We start from the raw sequence: 15,731 nt of genomic DNA, 5'->3' as shown, positions 1-15,731 counted from the left end.
CCCCGCCCTTTACAAATCTTGCCCGTAGTGTAACTGATGGGTGCCAGGGGCCCCCGGCCGCGGGTCGCGGGTGCTCAGGTACCCGTCCAGCGCGCCGGGCGCTTCTCGGCGAAGGCGATGGCGCCTTCCTTGGCGTCGTTGGAGGCGAACACCGGACCCAGGATCTTGGTCTGTTCGGCGAACATCGTCTCGCGGCTCCAGCTGCGCGATTCCACGATGATCCGCTTGGTCGCGGCCACCGCCAGCGGTCCGTTGGCGGCGATCTTCTCGGCCAGCTCCACCGCGGCATCCAGCGCGCCACCCGGTTCGGCCAGCACGTTGACCAGACCCAACTCGTGCGCGCGCTCGGCCGAGACGCTGTCACCGGTGAGCGCCAACTCCATGGCGATGGCATACGGGATGCGCTCGGGCAGCCGCAGCAGTCCCCCGCCGCCGGCCACCAGACCGCGCTTGACCTCCGGGATGCCGAACGCCGAATCCCGCGCCGCCACAATGAGATCCGTGGCCAGGGCCAGCTCGGTACCGCCGGCCAGGGCGTAACCCTCGACCGCCGCGATCAGCGGCTTGTCCGGGGGTCGCTCGGTGAAGCCCATGCCGCGGCCTTCGACGATGGGCAGTTCGCCGCGGGCAAACGCCTTGAGGTCCATGCCCGCACAGAACGAGCCGCCGGCACCGGTGAGGATCGCCACTGACAGGCCGGCGTCGCCGTCGAGACGGTCCATGGCGTCGGCAAGCCCGTGGGCCACGGCGGTGTTGACGGCGTTCTTGGCCCGGGGCCGGTTGATGGTGATGATCAGGATCCGGTCGCGCTGTTCGACCAGGACCTCGGGTTCGTTGGCTTCGTCGCTCACAGTGCAGATGGTAGCCGCCGGTGCGCGTGACGAATCGGCCGGTGTGTGTAACGTCGGTTCAGGCCGGCGCCATCGCCTCCGGGACGACGGTCAGTTCCTCGGAAATCCCTGCGGCCCTACGTATTTCGACGAACTCGGCGATCATCGCCCCGGTCACCTCGTGCGGGTCTTTCAGGGTCGATCCGTCGGACAGGACCGAGATGTTGAGTTGGTCGACGTAGCTCCACACGGTGATGTTGAGGCCGCTGCCGGCGGTCAGCGGGCCCACCGAGTAGATCTCGGTGACCAGCGCGCCGCCCACCTGGCCGCGGGTGCGGGGCCCGGGCACGTTGGAGATGTTCAGGTTCAGCACCTTGTTCTGCCCGTCGCGGCCCGACAGCCACCGGAACATGGCTTCGGTTGCCGTGGGCGGCCAGTAGGCGGCCCAGCGGCTGATCAACTCCGGTCCCAGCAACTGGTGGCTCTCCTTGGCCGAGACGGCGTTGTCGTGGGCGGCGCGCACCCGTTCCAGCGGGTCGTCCAGGTCGGTCGGCAGCACCACCATCATCCCGCTGAACTGGTTACCCGAGATCCGTTCCGGGGAGAAGTCATAACTGACCGGCACCGACGCCAGCAACGGCTCGGCCTTGCCGTCGTAGCGCAACAGCAGGTTGTGCAGGGCGCCGCTGGACATGGCCAACACCATGTCGTTGATCGTCGCGCCGAGTTTCTTACCGGTCTCCTTGACGTCGGCCAGCGCCAGTGTGGCGGTGGCGAACCTGCGCTCCGGGGTGATCTTGTGGTTCATGAACGACGGGGGCGGGTCGATCGGGCGGGTGAGCTTGGTGGAGAACTTGTACGAGCTGCTGCGCACCCGCCGGATGCCTTGGGCGGTGTAGGCGAAGGTGCCCGGGATGCGTTTGATGTGGCGCATGTGGTCGACGAACGCCGTGCTGATCAGTTCGCGCCTGGTGGGCGCCGGATCGGTTGTGTAGGAAGAGCTTTGCGGGGTCGGCATCATGTCCATGCCGTGCGCCATCAGGTTCGCCGAGGCGACCCCGTCGGCCAGGGCGTGATGGATTTTGAGCACCACCGCGATCCGGTCGTTGGCCAGGCCCTCGACGAAGTACATCTCCCATAGTGGCCGGGTGCGATCCAGCGGTGTGCTGGCGATCTCGCCGATCGCCTCGTCGAGCTCACGACGGCCCCCGGGGGCACTCAGCTGCCACGGCCGGACGTGATAGGTGAAGTCGACTTCGCAGTTCTCCCGCCACATCGGGTGATGGAATTTGAACGGGACGTCGATCAGCTGATAACCCAGCGGTACCAGCTTGTCCATCCGGCTGGCGATGACCTGGCGGAAGGCGTCGACGGTGAATCCACGTCTGTCCGGGTCCAATTCGATGATCGCGACTTTGATGGTGTGCATGTGCACATTCGGCGTCTCGCTGTACAGCAGCACCGCGTCCCAGCCGGTGAGCCGTTTCACCGCAGTCCCCTCTTCATTGAGTGAGCGTAGCGCTGTCAGATGACCTCTTGGGCGAACTGCGTGCGGGTGCGGTGCACCTGGTTGAGGAACAACGCCGTGGCGTGCGCCATCGCGCCGGCACGGTGGCCGTCGAGCATGTCGAAACCGTGGCCCGCCCCCGGCAACTCCACGTAACTGACCAGCGAGGCCGACACCGAACGCAGCCGCTCGACGAAGCTGCGGGCCTGAGCCACCGGGATCACACTGTCCCTGCTGCCGTGAATCACCAAGAACGGCGGCGCATTTCGGTGCGCGCGCGCCAGCGGCGAGGCGTCCCGGAACACCTCGGGGCGACGGTCGATCGAGCGCTGCACCACCACGCGCTCCAGGAACTGGACGAACCGCTCCCGCTCGGGAGTGGAACGATCCTCCCAGCAGTAGCGCCCGTAGATCCCCACCACGGCGTCCACCGAGCTGTCGGCACCTTCGGGCAGCGGGGCCTGGAAGTTCGGGTCGTTGGCGGTCAGCCCGGCCAGCGCGGCCAGATGCCCACCCGCCGAACAACCTGCGACGGCAATGAAATTGCGGTCGCCGCCGAACTTGTCGACGTTGGCACGTGCCCAGGCGATCGCGGTCTTGACGTCGGTGATGTGCTTGGGCCAGCGGTTGTGCGGCGAGACCCGGTAGTTGATGGCCAGGCAGACCCAGCCCTGCTCGGCCAGCCGGGACAACAGGGCGGTGCCCTGCATCGTGGTGCTGCCGTGCACCCAGGCGCCGCCGGGCACGAAGATCAACACCGGGGCGGGCGAGACAGGCAGATCCGCACGGCGCCACACGTCGAGCTTCTGGGCGGGATTGTCGCCGTAGTGCACGCCACGGCGGTGCAGGAACCGGCTGCCGCGCAGCGCCGCCCAGACCGGCGGCGTGCGGTCCGCGACGGGCCACTCCAGGTCCAGTTCGGCCGCCGACACCGTGCCGCGCAGGGCCGCGATGGACACCTCGTGGGTGCTTTCCCGGTCCTGTCGGCGTACGTCACCACCGCCGGAGGAAAACCAGCTCTTGGCTGATTCCGACACGAGTTCCGGCGCGATCCGCATGCCCCACACGCTCATGGCCGCGACGGTGCCCAGCGGCTCGAGGCGTTTGCCGATCACCGGCAGCGATGCACTTGCGCGGGTCAATGCCAGCAGCCGGTCCGCAGGACTGGCGCGCAGGAACCGCTTGACGCAGGATTTGGACTGTCCAGTCGCCGTCATGGAGGGGAGCGTACCCCTACCGCCGGGTAATAACCCAGCATTCCCGGGGGGTCGCGGTCGGGCAGCGGAAAACATCGAATCCCTATCTTTTCTGAGCCACATCGAATCTCTGCAGCCGAAGTTCGACTGAAAACCTACCGACCTGCAAATCTCGGCGCGACAGAGTGCGGCGAGATTGTGCGGCAACGGATCCGGGTCATCTCAGCGTCAACGTCGCGACCGCTCGCCCGCCGATCACCGAGACCCCGGTCAGGCTGAAACCGACCTGCGCGGCCAGCGCTGCGGCGCTGTCCACCCCGACCGATGCCCAGCGGAACCACGGCCCGACCTCGCGACCCGACTCCAGTCGGACCCGGCGGCCCTGGACGCCGATGGCGCGGACGTCGAACTCGGCGACGCAGCGACCACCGCGGCGCAACAGCTGCGCGGCCCGGCCCAGAATGCGGCGCGGATCCCCGCCCAGGCCGACGTTGCCGTCCACCAACAGCACCGTCTGCCAGCGCCCGATGCCGGGCAGTGGATCGAACACGTCGCCCAGAATGGCCGGGGCACCGCCACAAGCGGCCAGCCGGATCGCCGTCGCCGACCGGTCGATACCCAGCGCGGGGATACCGAGCTGAACCAGCCGCGCCACCAATCGTGCCGGGCCGCAACCCAATTCGATGGTCGGGCCGTCACACATCCGGGCGACCGCGTCGTCGAACGCGTCGTCACAAGCGTCGGGAACCCGGTCGCTGAGCCAACGCTGGGCCGGCAGCTGACACACCTCGCCGTCGTCGTCGTCGTGGCGGATCCAACATCGCTCACCACCGAGCGCACGGTCGTACAGTTGCCCCAGCATCGTCACGCTCCTCGCACTCGCTCGACCACGTCGCGCGAAGACGCGCCGCTCGCCGGCAACATCCGCCGCTCCCGGCACCCACCCGGTACCCCGTTCCCGAGCGCTCTACACCGCCCGCTGTCAACGGTTTCGCTCACCGTCGGTAAAAGGCTCACCGAAGTGATTCGGTACCCCGGCCCGCGAGGTTGGGCGGAACTGGATACTGGACCGATGGCCGATGCCCCAGACGTTGCCGTCCACCCCGACCTGCGCCGGATCGCCCGCCTGGCGCCGTCGCGATTGGTCAGTCCCCGGACGTTGCGGGCGATGCGCGGCCTGACCGGGCTGCGCACCCGGCTGAGCCGCGTGCCCCGCGACATCGAGGTGCTCACGCTGCCCTCCGGGGTGGGTGTCCGGCTGTACCGGCCGGTCGGGGTCACCGGGGCCGCGCCGGCGCTGTTGTGGATTCACGGCGGCGGGTACCTGTTCGGTTCGGCGCAGCAGGACGACCGGATCTGCCTGGGGTTCAGCAGGGCCCTGGGCATCACCGTCGCCTCGGTGGAATACCGGCTGGCGCCCGAACATCCCTACCCGGCGCCGCTGGAAGATTGCTATGCGGCGCTGACCTGGCTGGCCGGGCTGCCCGCGGTGGATCCCGACCGGGTGGCGATCGGGGGCGCCAGCGCCGGCGGTGGTCTGGCGGCGGCGTTGGCGTTGCTCGCCCACGACCGCGGCGAGATCACGCCGGTGTTCCAGCTGCTGGTCTACCCGATGCTGGACGATCGCAGCGCGTCGTCGCCGGCCAGCCCGAATTTCCGGTTGTGGGACCCGGCGGCCAACAGGTTCGGCTGGGACTCCTATCTGGGCACCGCGGACCCGCAGATCGCCGTCCCGGCACGGCGCGCCGACCTGAGCGGGCTGCCGCCGGCATGGATCGGGGTCGGCACCCACGACCTGTTCCACGACGAGGACGTCGAATATGCGCGACGGCTCACCGAGGCCGGGGTGCCGTGCCGGCTCGAAACCATTCCGGGCGCGTTCCACGGATTCGACTTGGTGGCACCGAAAGTTGGTGTGTCACAACAGTTTTTCGCCATGCAGTGTGACGCGCTGCGACCTGCGCTGGCGGGTCACGTCGCGAAGTAGACGAGTTCGCCTTTGATCAGGGTGGCCGCCACCAACGCGGCATCCAACTCCGCCAGCACCACCTCGGGCGGCTCGGAGAGCACGCACAGGTCTCCCGGCTCCCCGATCTCGACGGTCCGCGGCCGGTCGGGACGATCGGGCCAACCCAGGAACATCGTCAAAGCGGTTCGCGCCGAGACGGATTCGGCCGCATTGAGCACCGCCCCGCTGGGCGTGGCGCGCGATACCGCGGCCCGCATCGCCGCCCAGGGGTCACCGCTGCCGAACGGCATGTCGGTGGAGAGCGCCACCGGGATGCCGGCCTGCAGCAACGAGGCGACCCGCCAGAGCTGGTCGTGTTCGTGGACCGGGACGTCGGACAGATACTGATCGCCGCGCTCGGCGACGAAGTTGGGCTGCGTCACCACCGTGACGCCCAGCTCGGCCAGGTCGGCGAGGTTGTCGTCGGGCACCACGGCGGCATGTTCGATCCGGTCGAACGGATGACTGCCTGCCGCCCGCAACGCGGCGATGGTCACCACCAGTTGGGCCGCCGTCACACAGTGCACGGCGACCGGTTGACCCAGCCCGTGCCGCTCGGCGATCCACCCGGTCAGGGCGTAGAGGTCCAGTCGGTCGTCGTGCAGGATCCTCTTGCCCGGTGACAGCAGCCGCACGCCCGGTCGGAACTCGCCGTTGCGATGCGCCATCATCAGCGAGATCAAGTCGCCGGCGTCGATGTCCGGGGTGGCGTCGGTGACCCCGGTGACGCCCCGCGCGGAGATCCGGCGGCTCAGTTCGGCCAGATCGGTCTCGCGCCGCGCCAGCGCCTGCGTCCACGGGTCGGCGCTGCGCAGCCGGCCGTCGGGATGCGCGGCCAGCCCGACGCGCCCCAACGCCGCCGAGTTGAGCACCCAGAGGGCGCCGCTGCGGTGCTGGACACGCAGCGGCACGTGCGCCAGCACGGCGTCCAGCGTGGCGCGGGTGAGTTCGCCGGCAACCGATTCGTGGTAGCCGACGGCGCGAATCCAGCCGTCGGGTCCCGGCACGGCCGTCGACAATGCCTGCGCCAGTTGCTCTTTGGTGTGCACCGTGGGCGGACCGACGGATAGCGAGTCCAGCGCCGAGGCCGCCGAGCGCAGATGGACATGATGGTCGTGCAGTCCGGGCAGTACCGTCCCGCCGCCGGCGTCGAGCACCCCCTCCCCCGGTCGGGGCCGCAGCGCCGTGCCGACCTCTTCGATGCGCGCGCTCACCCGGATGTCGACGCTGTTGCCGTTCAACAGGGTCGCCCTCTTGATCAACATGGCGACGTCAACATGGCACGCGGAACCTTTCGGCGACCAGGCGGCGGACGGCGTCGTTGTCGGCACCGAGGTCGGCGGCCGCCGTCGTCACCACCGGTGGCCGCGGCGGTACGGCGGGCAGGTCCGACTCCGACGCGCTGGCCGGGAGTGCCGCGTAGGTCGCGGCGACGGCGGCCATCGCGACCTCGATGAACTCCCCGCCGCCACGCTGCAGCGAATCGGTCACCGCGCGCGCCGCCTCCAACCCGGCCAGCGGATCGGCGATCGCGTCGCCGCAGAACACCGGTCCGCGACCCACCAGCCCGCCGGCCACCGCGGCGTCGTCGCCAAACGCCGGACGTCGGGACCCTGCGCCGTGCCCGGAGATCCGCAGCCAGATCCGCCCGGCCCGCGGGGCCAGGTCGTCGGGCCCGAGTCCGCGCCGCGCCAGTCCGTCGGGCCGGGATCCCTCCAGGACGACATCGGCGGCCGTCAGCAACTCGCGCAGCTCGACGCTGTGGCGGTCGAAATCCAGGCAGTAGGACAGCTTGGCGCCGTTGATCCAGTCGAAGAAGACCCGGTTGCCGGCCCGGGTCCCGTCCGGGCGGGCGGGGCTTTCGACCTTGACCACGGTGGCCCCCGCCCGGGCCAGCAGCCGACCGCACAACGGGCCGGCCCACATCGAGGTCAGATCGGCGACCAACAGTCCGGCGGGCGAGCGCGCCGACACCCGCGGTGCGATGCGGCGCCCCACCGGCGGCGCGGCGGCGGCCTCGCCCAGTGCGGCGGCGGGAAGGTCGAGAAGTTCGGCGCGCTCGAGTATCTCGCTCACCGGCCGCGCCTCGGCCCAGCGGCCCAGTGGCGGCCACGGGTCGTCGGGCGGCGCGTCGACGCACAGCAGCGCGGGAACCGCGGCGACGTCGTCGGGACGCGACAGGGTGAGCGCGCACCAACCGTCGCGGGCCGCGAGCAGCCGGGTGGCACCGCCGGCCGACACCCGACCGGCGCGGGTCAGACCCAGCAGTGCGGCCCGCCCGGTCAGCAACGTGGCCGCGTCGGGGGCGATCTGGCTGGCGCGGTCCAACACGGCCGCCCGGGAGAAGTCGGGTGGCCCGTCGGCCGGACCGGTCAGGCAGGCCAGCCCGCTGCCGGCCCATTGGACACTCACCACACCATGGTTGCGCGCATCCCGCTGGAGGTGGGCGCGGGGCCGGTCCTGCGCGACCGACTGGGGTACAAGAAGCGCCAGTATGCAGAGACTATCCGGATGATTTCTAAGTTTTTGACGGGAATGCAGTTTGTTTTGACGGAAATCAAGTTATCGTTCGTATCGGCTTTGCCGACCAGCATGACCGGGGGACATGTAAACGCGGCCTGAAGGTTCGTGACCCAGCTAGTGGATGGTTCCCCGATGTCGTATCTTCTTGCAGCGCCGGACGTGCTGAGTGCCGCGGCTTCCGACTTGGCCGGTCTGGGCGCCACGCTGGAAACGGTCAATGCCGCAGCGGCAGCCTCGACCACCAACGTGCTCGCCGCGGCGCAGGACGAGGTCTCCACCGCCATCGCGTCGCTGTTCGCCACCCACGGGCATGCCTACCAGAGCATCAGCGCACAGGCGGAGGCCTTCCAGGCCCAGTTCCTGCGGGCGCTGGCGTCCGGCGCGAACTCGTATGCGCTGGCCGAGACGGCCGCCGCCGGTCCCCTGCAGCCCTTGATCGACCTGATCAACTGGCCCACCGAGACTTTGTTCGGGCGTCCGATCATCGGCGACGGCGCCGACGGCCTGGACGGAACCGGTGCCGCCGGCCGGCCCGGCGGGTATCTGTACGGCAACGGCGGTCGCGGCGGTTCCGGTGCGGCCGGTCAGGCCGGCGGGGCCGGTGGGTCGGCCGGGTTGATCGGCAACGGTGGCGTGGGCGGTGCGGGCGGGGCTTCGCCGACCGGCACCGGCGGGTTCGGCGGTGCCGGCGGCAACGGCGGCTGGCTGTGGGGCAACGGCGGCGCGGGCGGGGCCGGCGGCGCCAACACCGGCGGCCTGGGAGCGGGTGGCCTGGGCGGTCTCGGTGGCAGCGCACGCCTGATCGGCAGTGGTGGGTTCGGCGGTGCCGGCGGGTCCAGCGCCAGCGGCGCCGGTGCGGCCGGCGGGGACGGCGGCGGCTCCGGTCTGCTGTGGGGCCACGCCGGTCACGGCGGCAACGGCGGCAACGCCAGCGGCAGCGGGACCGGTGGCGCCGGCGGCCACGGCGGCAATGCATGGCTGCTGGGTCCCGGCGGCTTCGGCGGGAATGGCGGAGATTCCGCAGGTCTGGGCGCTGCCGGCGCGGGCGGCGATGGCGGCAATTCGCTGTTCCTGGGCCACGGCGGGGCCGGCGGCAACGGCGGTAACGCCACCGGTACCGGCGCCGGCGGCGCCGCGGGAGTCGGCGGCAACGCCTGGCTGGCCGGTCACGGCGGCAACGGCGGCAACGGCGGCAACAGCCTGGGTGCCGACGCCGGAGCCGGCGGCGCCGGCGGCGCGGCCTGGTTGCTGGGTCCGGGTGGTAGCGGCGGCGCGGGCGGCACCAGCTCGATCGGGTACGGCGGGGCGGGCGGCGCCGGAGCCACCGGCGGACTGCTGATCGGCAGCGGCGGAGCAGGCGGGGCCGGCGGCCACAGCCTGGGCGGCAGCGGAAACGGCGGCGCCGGCGGCACCGGCGGCAACGCCTGGCTGCTCGGCAACGGCGGCAGCGGCGGAGCCGGGGGATCCAGCGTCGGCGGCGACGGCGGTGCCGGCGGGACCGCAGCCAACGGCGGGGTGCTGATCGGATCCGGCGGGTCCGGCGGCGCCGGCGGCTCGACCGCCTTCGCCACCGGTGCCGCGGGCAGCGGCGGCACCGCCGGCAGCGCCTGGCTGCTCGGCCACGGCGGCCACGGCGGCAGCGGCGGTAGCGCCCCCGGCGGCGGGCTGGCCGCCAACGGCGCCAACGGCGGCACCGGCGGATTCCTGTTCGGCTGCGGCGGCGACGGCGGCAACGGCGGCACCGGGGTGGCCGGTATCGGCGACGGGATCGGCGGCGGCGGCGGCAACGCCTGGTTGTTCGGCAGTGGCGGCGACGGCGGCACCGGCGTGATCGGTGGGACCGCAGGCCGGGCCGGGTTCCTCATCGGCTACGGAGGCGACGGCGGCACCGGGCGTCCGGGCGCCAACGGTGGCCTGCTGTTCGGCGACGGCGGCAACGGCGGCGACGGCGGCTTCGAGCTCCCGTCCCACGGCGGTAACGGCGGCCGGTCCTGGCTGCTCGGCAGCGGCGGTCACGGTGGCGCCGGTAGCGGCGGAATCGCCGCCATCGCCGACGGGAACGGCTGGTACGGCGGAAACGGCGGCGACGCCGGGATCCTGTTCGGGTTCGGTGGCGACGGCGGAGCCGGAGGCGGCGGGTTGGTCGCGGCGGCCGGTTACGGCAACGGCGGCGGTGGCGGTGCCGGCGGTGACGCCGGGTGGATCTGGGGTCGCGGCGGTGCTGGAGGGCACGGCGGCTCCGGCGGTGTCGGGATCGCCGGTGCGACCGGCGGCGCCGGCGGTACCGGCGGCAACGGTGGCACGGCGGTACTGCTCGGCAGTGGCGGCGCCGGCGGCAGCGGCGGGACCGGAGGCCAGGCAGGGGCCGGAACCTCGGGCGGAACCGGTGGTCAGGGCGGTCACGCCGGGGGCAGCGGGTTCCTCTACGGCAACGGTGCGGCCGGCGGGGCCGGCGGCTACGGCGGAACCGGCGGGCAATTGTCGGCCGGCGGGGCCGGTGGGGCCGGCGGTAACGGCGCATCGACCCTGCTGCTCGGCCATGGTGGTGCCGGTGGGGCCGGCGGAGCCGGTGGCGGCGGTGTCGCCGGAGTCGGTGCGGCCGGCGGCCACGGCGGAGCGGCCGGGAACAGCGGGTTCATCTACGGCAACGGCGGAGTCGGCGGCGCCGGAGGTGCCGGCGGCGAGAACCCGAGTGGCGCGGCCGGTGGACCGGGCGGGGGCGGCGGCAACGGCGGCAACGCCACCTTCATCGGCAACGGCGGCAACGGCGGTGTCGGCGGAGCCGGTGGCAAAGGCAACCCCGATGGCGCCGACGGTACGGGTGGCGGCGGCGGCCGCGGCGGGTTCTTCGGCCAGCCCGGGACCGCCGGCCTATCCGGATAACGCGCCAAGTTCACAACCGACGGTCATCATCCGTCCGGCGGAAGCGTGACGCAGGCCACTGCAAGCCGCCGATTGTCGCTCTCGAAGTGCTTCAACGGGCTCTTTCGGAGACTTTTTGTATGAGTTTTGGCGAATTTGACGGAAACGTAGTTTGATTAGACACAAGTCGAGTTATCGTTCGTATCGGCTTTGATGATCAGCATGACTGGGGGACATGCGAACGTCGGCCTTAACAGGCCGTGACCTAGCAAATGGCGGTTTCCCATGTCGTACTTCATCGCAGCGCCGAGCGTCCTGAACGCCGCGGCTTCGGACCTGGCCGGTATCGGCGCCGTTCTGGAAGCGGCCAACGCATCTGCGGCGGCCTCGACCACCAACCTGCTCGCCGCGGCGCAGGACGAGGTGTCCACCGCCATCGCGGCGCTGTTCGGCACCCACGGGCAGGCCTACCAGACCATCAGCGCCCAGGCCGCGGCCTTCCACAGCGAATTCATGCAGAACTTGTCGGCCGGCGCGGGCTCCTACGCCCTGGCCGAGGCCGCCAACGCGGCGCCGCTGGCCGGACTGGGCGAAGCGGTGCTCGGAGTCATCAACACCCCCACTCAGGTGCTGCTCGGTCGTCCGCTGATCGGTGACGGCGCCAACGGAACCCTGCCCGGCCAGGCCGGCGGGGAAGGCGGTCTGCTGTGGGGCAACGGCGGTGCGGGCGCCGGCGGCGCGGCCGGACAGGCCGGCGGGCGCGGCGGTAACGCCGGGTTGATCGGACACGGCGGTGTCGGCGGGGCCGGCGGGGCCTCGACGACCGCCAACGGCGGAGCCGGCGGGGCCGGCGGTAACGGCGGATGGCTGTACGGCAGCGGCGGCGCCGGCGGCATCGGCGGCGCCAACCTCAACGGTTTGGGCACCGGCGGCATCGGCGGTGCCGGTGGCCGTGCCTGGCTACTCGGCGCCGGCGGGATCGGCGGAGCCGGCGGCATCGGGGCCAACGGCGGGACAGGCGCGGCCGGCGGTGCCGGCGGTTGGCTCTACGGCGACGGTGGCGCCGGCGGGGCCGGCGGCGGCAACACGAGTCCCACCGGCTACGGCGGTACCGGCGGACGCGGTGGCGACGCCTGGCTGATCAGCGCGGGCGGCACCGGTGGTGCCGGTGGCACCGGTCCGTCCGGCGGTGGTCAAGCCGGCTTCGGTGGTGCCGGCGGTCATGGCGGTCTGTTCGCGGGTGCGGGCGGTGCCGGCGGTGCGGGCGGCACCGCGGGCATCGGCGGTAGCGGCGGTGCCGGTGGCGACGCGGGAGGGCTTTCCGGCGCTTCGGGTGGCGCCGGGGGTGTCGGCGGCATCGGCAACGTCGACAACGGCGGCCTCGGCGGGGCCGGCGGCTCGGGCGGCCTGTACGGACCCGGCGGGGCCGGCGGCACTGGCGGGACCGGTGCCGCGATCGGCGGTGTCGGCGGTCGCGGCGGCAATGCCGGCTGGTTGCTGGGCACCGGTGGCTCCGGCGGAACCGGCGGCACCAGTGGCGGCGGCCACAACGGCGCCACCGGTGGCGCGGGCGGCAGCGCCGGCTGGCTGTACGGCCAGGGCGGGGTCGGCGGCAACGGCGGAAACGGCGGCATCGGCGCCCTCGGTGTGAACGGCGGGCACGGCGGCGACGGTGGCACCGGCGGTCGAGGCGGCCTGCTGTTCAGCGACGGCGGCAACGGCGGCAATGGCGGCATCGGCGGTCGGGGCGGCACCGGCATCCAGGGCGCCAACGGAGCGGACGGGACCTTCCCCGGCGGCGACGGCGGTGACGGCGGTGACGGCGGGGCCGGTGCGACCGGCGGTAACGGCGGCAATGGTGGGGCCGGTGGCCGCGGGGGTCTGCTCTTCGGTGAGTCGGGCATTCTCGGTCGCGGTGGCGCCGGCGGTGACGGCGGCACCGGCGGCGGCGCGGGCAACGGCGGCAACGGCGCGGCCGGCAACGCGGCCAATCCGCACGGCGGCAACGGCGGAAACGGCGGAAACAGCCAGGGCGCGCGCGGGGCCGGCGGCACCGGCGGTTACGGCTCGGTCATCGGCGCGCACGGCAAGTCCGGCAGCGGGACCATCCTCACCGGCGGTAACGGCGGCAACGGCGGGGCGGGTTATGACGCCTCGACCGGCAACGTGGCCGGCGCCAGCGGCGGCAACGGCGGTAACGGCGGTAACGGCGGCAACTACGGCAACGGTGGCGCCGCCGGGGCCGGCGGCAACGGCGCGGCCGGCGCGGACGGCACCGCGGGCGCCAACCCGGGTGACAGCGGCGGCAACGGTACCGACGGCGGTCGCGGTGGCTCCGGCGGTGTCGGCGGCAATGGCGGTTCGATCAGCGGTAACGCCGGCGCCGGTGGCGCCGGTGGCGCGGGCGGTAAGGGCGGCACCGGCGGGCTCGGCATCGACGGCAAGGACGGCACCGCCGCCGGGCAGGCAGGTCTGGCCGGCGGCGACGGCGGTGACGGCGGATCCGGCGGCAACGGTGGCGCCGGCGGCAAGGCCGGACAGGTGCTGGGCAAAGGCGCCGCGGCCGGCGACGGCGCGGGAGGCACCGGCGGTGACGGCGGTGCGGCCGGGCGGCCCGGTGAAGGTGGCACGGGCGCCGACGGCAACGCCGCTCATATCGACGGCGGTGCCGGTGGCGCCGGCGGTGACGCCGGAACCGCGGGTGGCGGCGGCAAGGGCGGCCTGAACGGCAGCACCGTCGGCACCGGCGCCGACGGGAAGAACGGTGCTTCGGTGGTCGGGCCGGCCGGTAACGGCGGCAACGGTGGTGCGGGCTTCACCGCGACGACTCCCGGCGCCGACGGCGGTGACGGCGGGGCCGGTGGCGCCGGCGGCAGCATCGGTAACGGCGGTACCGGCGGGGCCGGTGGTGACGGCGCGACAGGCGCAACCGGCGCCGACGGGGCCGGCGCGGGGGGTCACGGCGGCGACGGCCTGGCCGGCGGCAAGGGCGGCGAGGGCGGCGCGGGCGGCGCGGCCGGCGGCAAAGGCACCGTCGGCGGTGACGGCGGCGCCGGTGGTAAAGGTGGCGCCGGCGGTAAAGGTGGCAACGGCCTCGACGGCGAGAACGGTGCCGCGACCGCCGGTGCGGGCGGTTCCGGCACGGCCGGCGGCAACGCGGGCAGCGGCGGCGAGGGTGGCGCCGGTGGTAAAGGCGGCGCGGCCGGCGGCACCGGCCAGGGTGGCAACGCGGGCAACTCGGGATCCGGCGGCGCCGGCGGCAACGGTGGCGACGCCGGCACCGCCGGCAAGGGCGGTATCGGCGCGGCCGGTGCGGTGGGCACGGTGGGCAACAGCGGCGACGGCTACGCCGGCGGCCGAGGCGGTGCTGGAGGCAACGGCGGCAACGGCGGTAACGGCGGTACCGGTGGGCAAGCCGGCGCCGGCACCGGCGGTGTTGCCGGCAAGACCGGCGACGGCGGCAACGCCAGCAGCGGTGGCGCCGGCGGCGCGGCCGGTGCGGGCGGCGCCGGCCTCAAAGGCGCCGACGCGGCGGCCGCGGGTGCGGCCGGAACCGACGGTGGTGACGGCGGTGCCGGCGGCACCGGTGGCGCCGGCGGTAAGGGCGGCAGCGGCGGAACGGGCACCAACGCCGGCAAGGACGGCAGCGGCGGAGCCGGTGGCGCCGGCGGCAATGCGGGCACCGCCGGTGACGGCGGCCGGGGTGCCGACGGGGTCGCCAACGGAGTCCTCGACGGCGGCGCGGGCGGTAAGGGCGGCGACGCTGGCGCGGTCGGCCAGGGCGGCGCGGGCGGAGCCGGACCCGCCGGCAAGGGCGCGACCGGTGTGGACGGCAACGGCGCCAACGGCGGGCACGGCGGCGCCGGCGGCGACGGCGCGGCCGGCGCCAACGGCGACAACGGCGTCGGTGCGGGTGCCAGCGGTAAAGACGGTGCTGCCGGCGGTCGTGGTGGCGAAGGTGGCGCCGGTGGTACCGCCAGCGGTGCGGGCACCGTGGGCGGTAACGGCGGTGCCGGTGGTCAGGGCGGGGCCGGCGGTGCCGGCGGTTCCGGTGTGGGCGGTGCCGACGGCAAGATCACCAGTGGGGCCGGTACGGCGGGGCAGGCCGGTGGCAACGCCGGTAACGGCGGCAACGGTGGGGCCGGCGGTAAGGGCGGTGACGCCGGCAGCGGCGGAACCGGTGGCGGCAAGGACGGTAATGCCGGCAGTGGTGGCGCGGCCGGCAACGGTGGCGCGGCCGGCACCGCGGGCGCGGGCGGCGCCGGCGGCCAGGGTCATGACGGAACCGCGGCCAGCGCGGGCCACGGGTTCGCCGGTGGCAATGGTGGCGCCGGCGGCAAGGGCGGCAGCGGCGGCGACGGCGGGGCCGGCGGCCAGGCCGGTGCCGGTACCGGCGCCAGTGCGGGCAAGGACGGCAACGGCGGGGCGGCGAGCTCCGGTGGCGCCGGCGGCGCGGCAGGCTCCGGCGGGGCCGGCCTGACCGGTGCCGACGCGGTGGCTGCCGGTGCGGCCGGCAACTCCGGCGGCAACGGCGGGGCCGGTGGCAAGGGCGGCGACGGCGGCGCCGGCGGGACCGGCGGCAAGGCCGGTGGCGCTACCGGCAGCAAGGGTGCCGATGGCAACGGCGGCACCGGTGGAGCCGGCGGCGACGCCGGGACCGCCGGCGACGGTGGCCGCGGCGCGGACGGCGCGACTTCCGGTGTGCTCGACGGCGGCGCCGGCGGCAAGGGCGGCGACGCCGGTGCGGTGGGCGCAGGCGGCAGCGGCGGTGCCGGTGGGGGCGCCACCGGCACCAAGGGCGGCGA

10 protein-coding genes are annotated in these 15,731 nt (G+C 73.6%); 4 read left to right on the top strand and 6 right to left on the bottom strand.

What is annotated here, in order from left to right:
* Positions 1–74 precede the first annotated feature (74 nt).
* The 4 genes from AC5Y4D_RS20250 to AC5Y4D_RS20235 form a co-directional block, all read right to left on the bottom strand.
* Complete coding sequence (locus AC5Y4D_RS20250) at positions 75–851, bottom strand: crotonase/enoyl-CoA hydratase family protein (protein WP_499992492.1); 777 nt, start codon at positions 849–851, stop codon at positions 75–77.
* A 58-nt stretch (positions 852–909) separates the two neighbouring features.
* On the bottom strand, positions 910–2,319 hold the full coding sequence (locus AC5Y4D_RS20245; RefSeq protein WP_499944032.1) for a WS/DGAT/MGAT family O-acyltransferase: 1,410 nt from the start codon (positions 2,317–2,319) through the stop codon (positions 910–912).
* A gap of 35 nt (positions 2,320–2,354) precedes the next feature.
* On the bottom strand, positions 2,355–3,554 hold the full coding sequence (locus tag AC5Y4D_RS20240) for an alpha/beta hydrolase fold domain-containing protein (protein WP_499992493.1): 1,200 nt from the start codon (positions 3,552–3,554) through the stop codon (positions 2,355–2,357).
* A 196-nt stretch (positions 3,555–3,750) separates the two neighbouring features.
* Positions 3,751–4,395 carry a class I SAM-dependent methyltransferase gene (locus AC5Y4D_RS20235; RefSeq protein WP_499992494.1) on the bottom strand — a complete coding sequence of 215 codons (645 nt, stop codon included), beginning with the start codon at positions 4,393–4,395 and terminating at the stop codon, positions 3,751–3,753.
* 210 nt (positions 4,396–4,605) lie between these two features.
* On the opposite strand from AC5Y4D_RS20235, the gene AC5Y4D_RS20230 reads away from it, so the two are divergent.
* The gene (locus AC5Y4D_RS20230; protein WP_499992495.1) at positions 4,606–5,520 is read left to right on the top strand and encodes an alpha/beta hydrolase; all 915 of its coding nucleotides are present in this window, start codon (positions 4,606–4,608) and stop codon (positions 5,518–5,520) included.
* Here AC5Y4D_RS20230 and AC5Y4D_RS20225 read toward each other — a convergent pair.
* Together AC5Y4D_RS20225 and AC5Y4D_RS20220 are read right to left on the bottom strand one after the other, a co-directional pair.
* Positions 5,505–6,806 (bottom strand): amidohydrolase family protein, encoded by a 1,302-nt coding sequence (locus AC5Y4D_RS20225; protein ID WP_500038069.1) that lies wholly within the window; start codon positions 6,804–6,806, stop codon positions 5,505–5,507. The genes AC5Y4D_RS20230 and AC5Y4D_RS20225 overlap by 16 nt on opposite strands.
* 7 nt (positions 6,807–6,813) lie before the next feature.
* On the bottom strand, positions 6,814–7,953 hold the full coding sequence (locus AC5Y4D_RS20220) for a CoA transferase (RefSeq protein WP_500038068.1): 1,140 nt from the start codon (positions 7,951–7,953) through the stop codon (positions 6,814–6,816).
* Between the two features lie 6 nt (positions 7,954–7,959).
* Here AC5Y4D_RS20220 and AC5Y4D_RS20215 point away from each other — a divergent pair, with 6 nt between their 5' ends.
* The 3 genes from AC5Y4D_RS20215 to AC5Y4D_RS20205 form a co-directional block, all read left to right on the top strand.
* Positions 7,960–8,163: a hypothetical protein gene (locus AC5Y4D_RS20215; protein ID WP_500038067.1), complete on the top strand. Its 204-nt coding sequence runs from the start codon at positions 7,960–7,962 to the stop codon at positions 8,161–8,163.
* A 33-nt stretch (positions 8,164–8,196) separates the two neighbouring features.
* Positions 8,197–10,947 (top strand): PE family protein, encoded by a 2,751-nt coding sequence (locus AC5Y4D_RS20210; RefSeq protein WP_500038066.1) that lies wholly within the window; start codon positions 8,197–8,199, stop codon positions 10,945–10,947.
* A 264-nt stretch (positions 10,948–11,211) separates the two neighbouring features.
* Positions 11,212–15,731 (top strand): PE family protein (locus AC5Y4D_RS20205; protein ID WP_500038065.1); only part of this gene is annotated, 4,520 nt, incomplete at its 3' end.

The organism is Mycobacterium sp. NGS67, assembly GCF_059812185.1.
The sequence above is the reverse complement of the archived record's forward strand: the minus strand, read 5'-3'. Positions and strand labels throughout refer to the sequence as shown.

Excerpts from the sequence above, each read along its gene's own strand:
- AC5Y4D_RS20240 (WP_499992493.1), bottom strand. The coding sequence starts at position 3,554 with ATGACGGCGACTGGACAGTCCAAATCCTGCGTCAAGCGGTTCCTGCGC.
- AC5Y4D_RS20235 (WP_499992494.1), bottom strand. The coding sequence starts at position 4,395 with ATGCTGGGGCAACTGTACGACCGTGCGCTCGGTGGTGAGCGATGTTGG.
- AC5Y4D_RS20230 (WP_499992495.1), top strand. The coding sequence starts at position 4,606 with ATGGCCGATGCCCCAGACGTTGCCGTCCACCCCGACCTGCGCCGGATC.
- AC5Y4D_RS20225 (WP_500038069.1), bottom strand. The coding sequence starts at position 6,806 with ATGTTGATCAAGAGGGCGACCCTGTTGAACGGCAACAGCGTCGACATC.
- AC5Y4D_RS20215 (WP_500038067.1), top strand. The coding sequence starts at position 7,960 with ATGGTTGCGCGCATCCCGCTGGAGGTGGGCGCGGGGCCGGTCCTGCGC.
- AC5Y4D_RS20210 (WP_500038066.1), top strand. The coding sequence starts at position 8,197 with ATGTCGTATCTTCTTGCAGCGCCGGACGTGCTGAGTGCCGCGGCTTCC.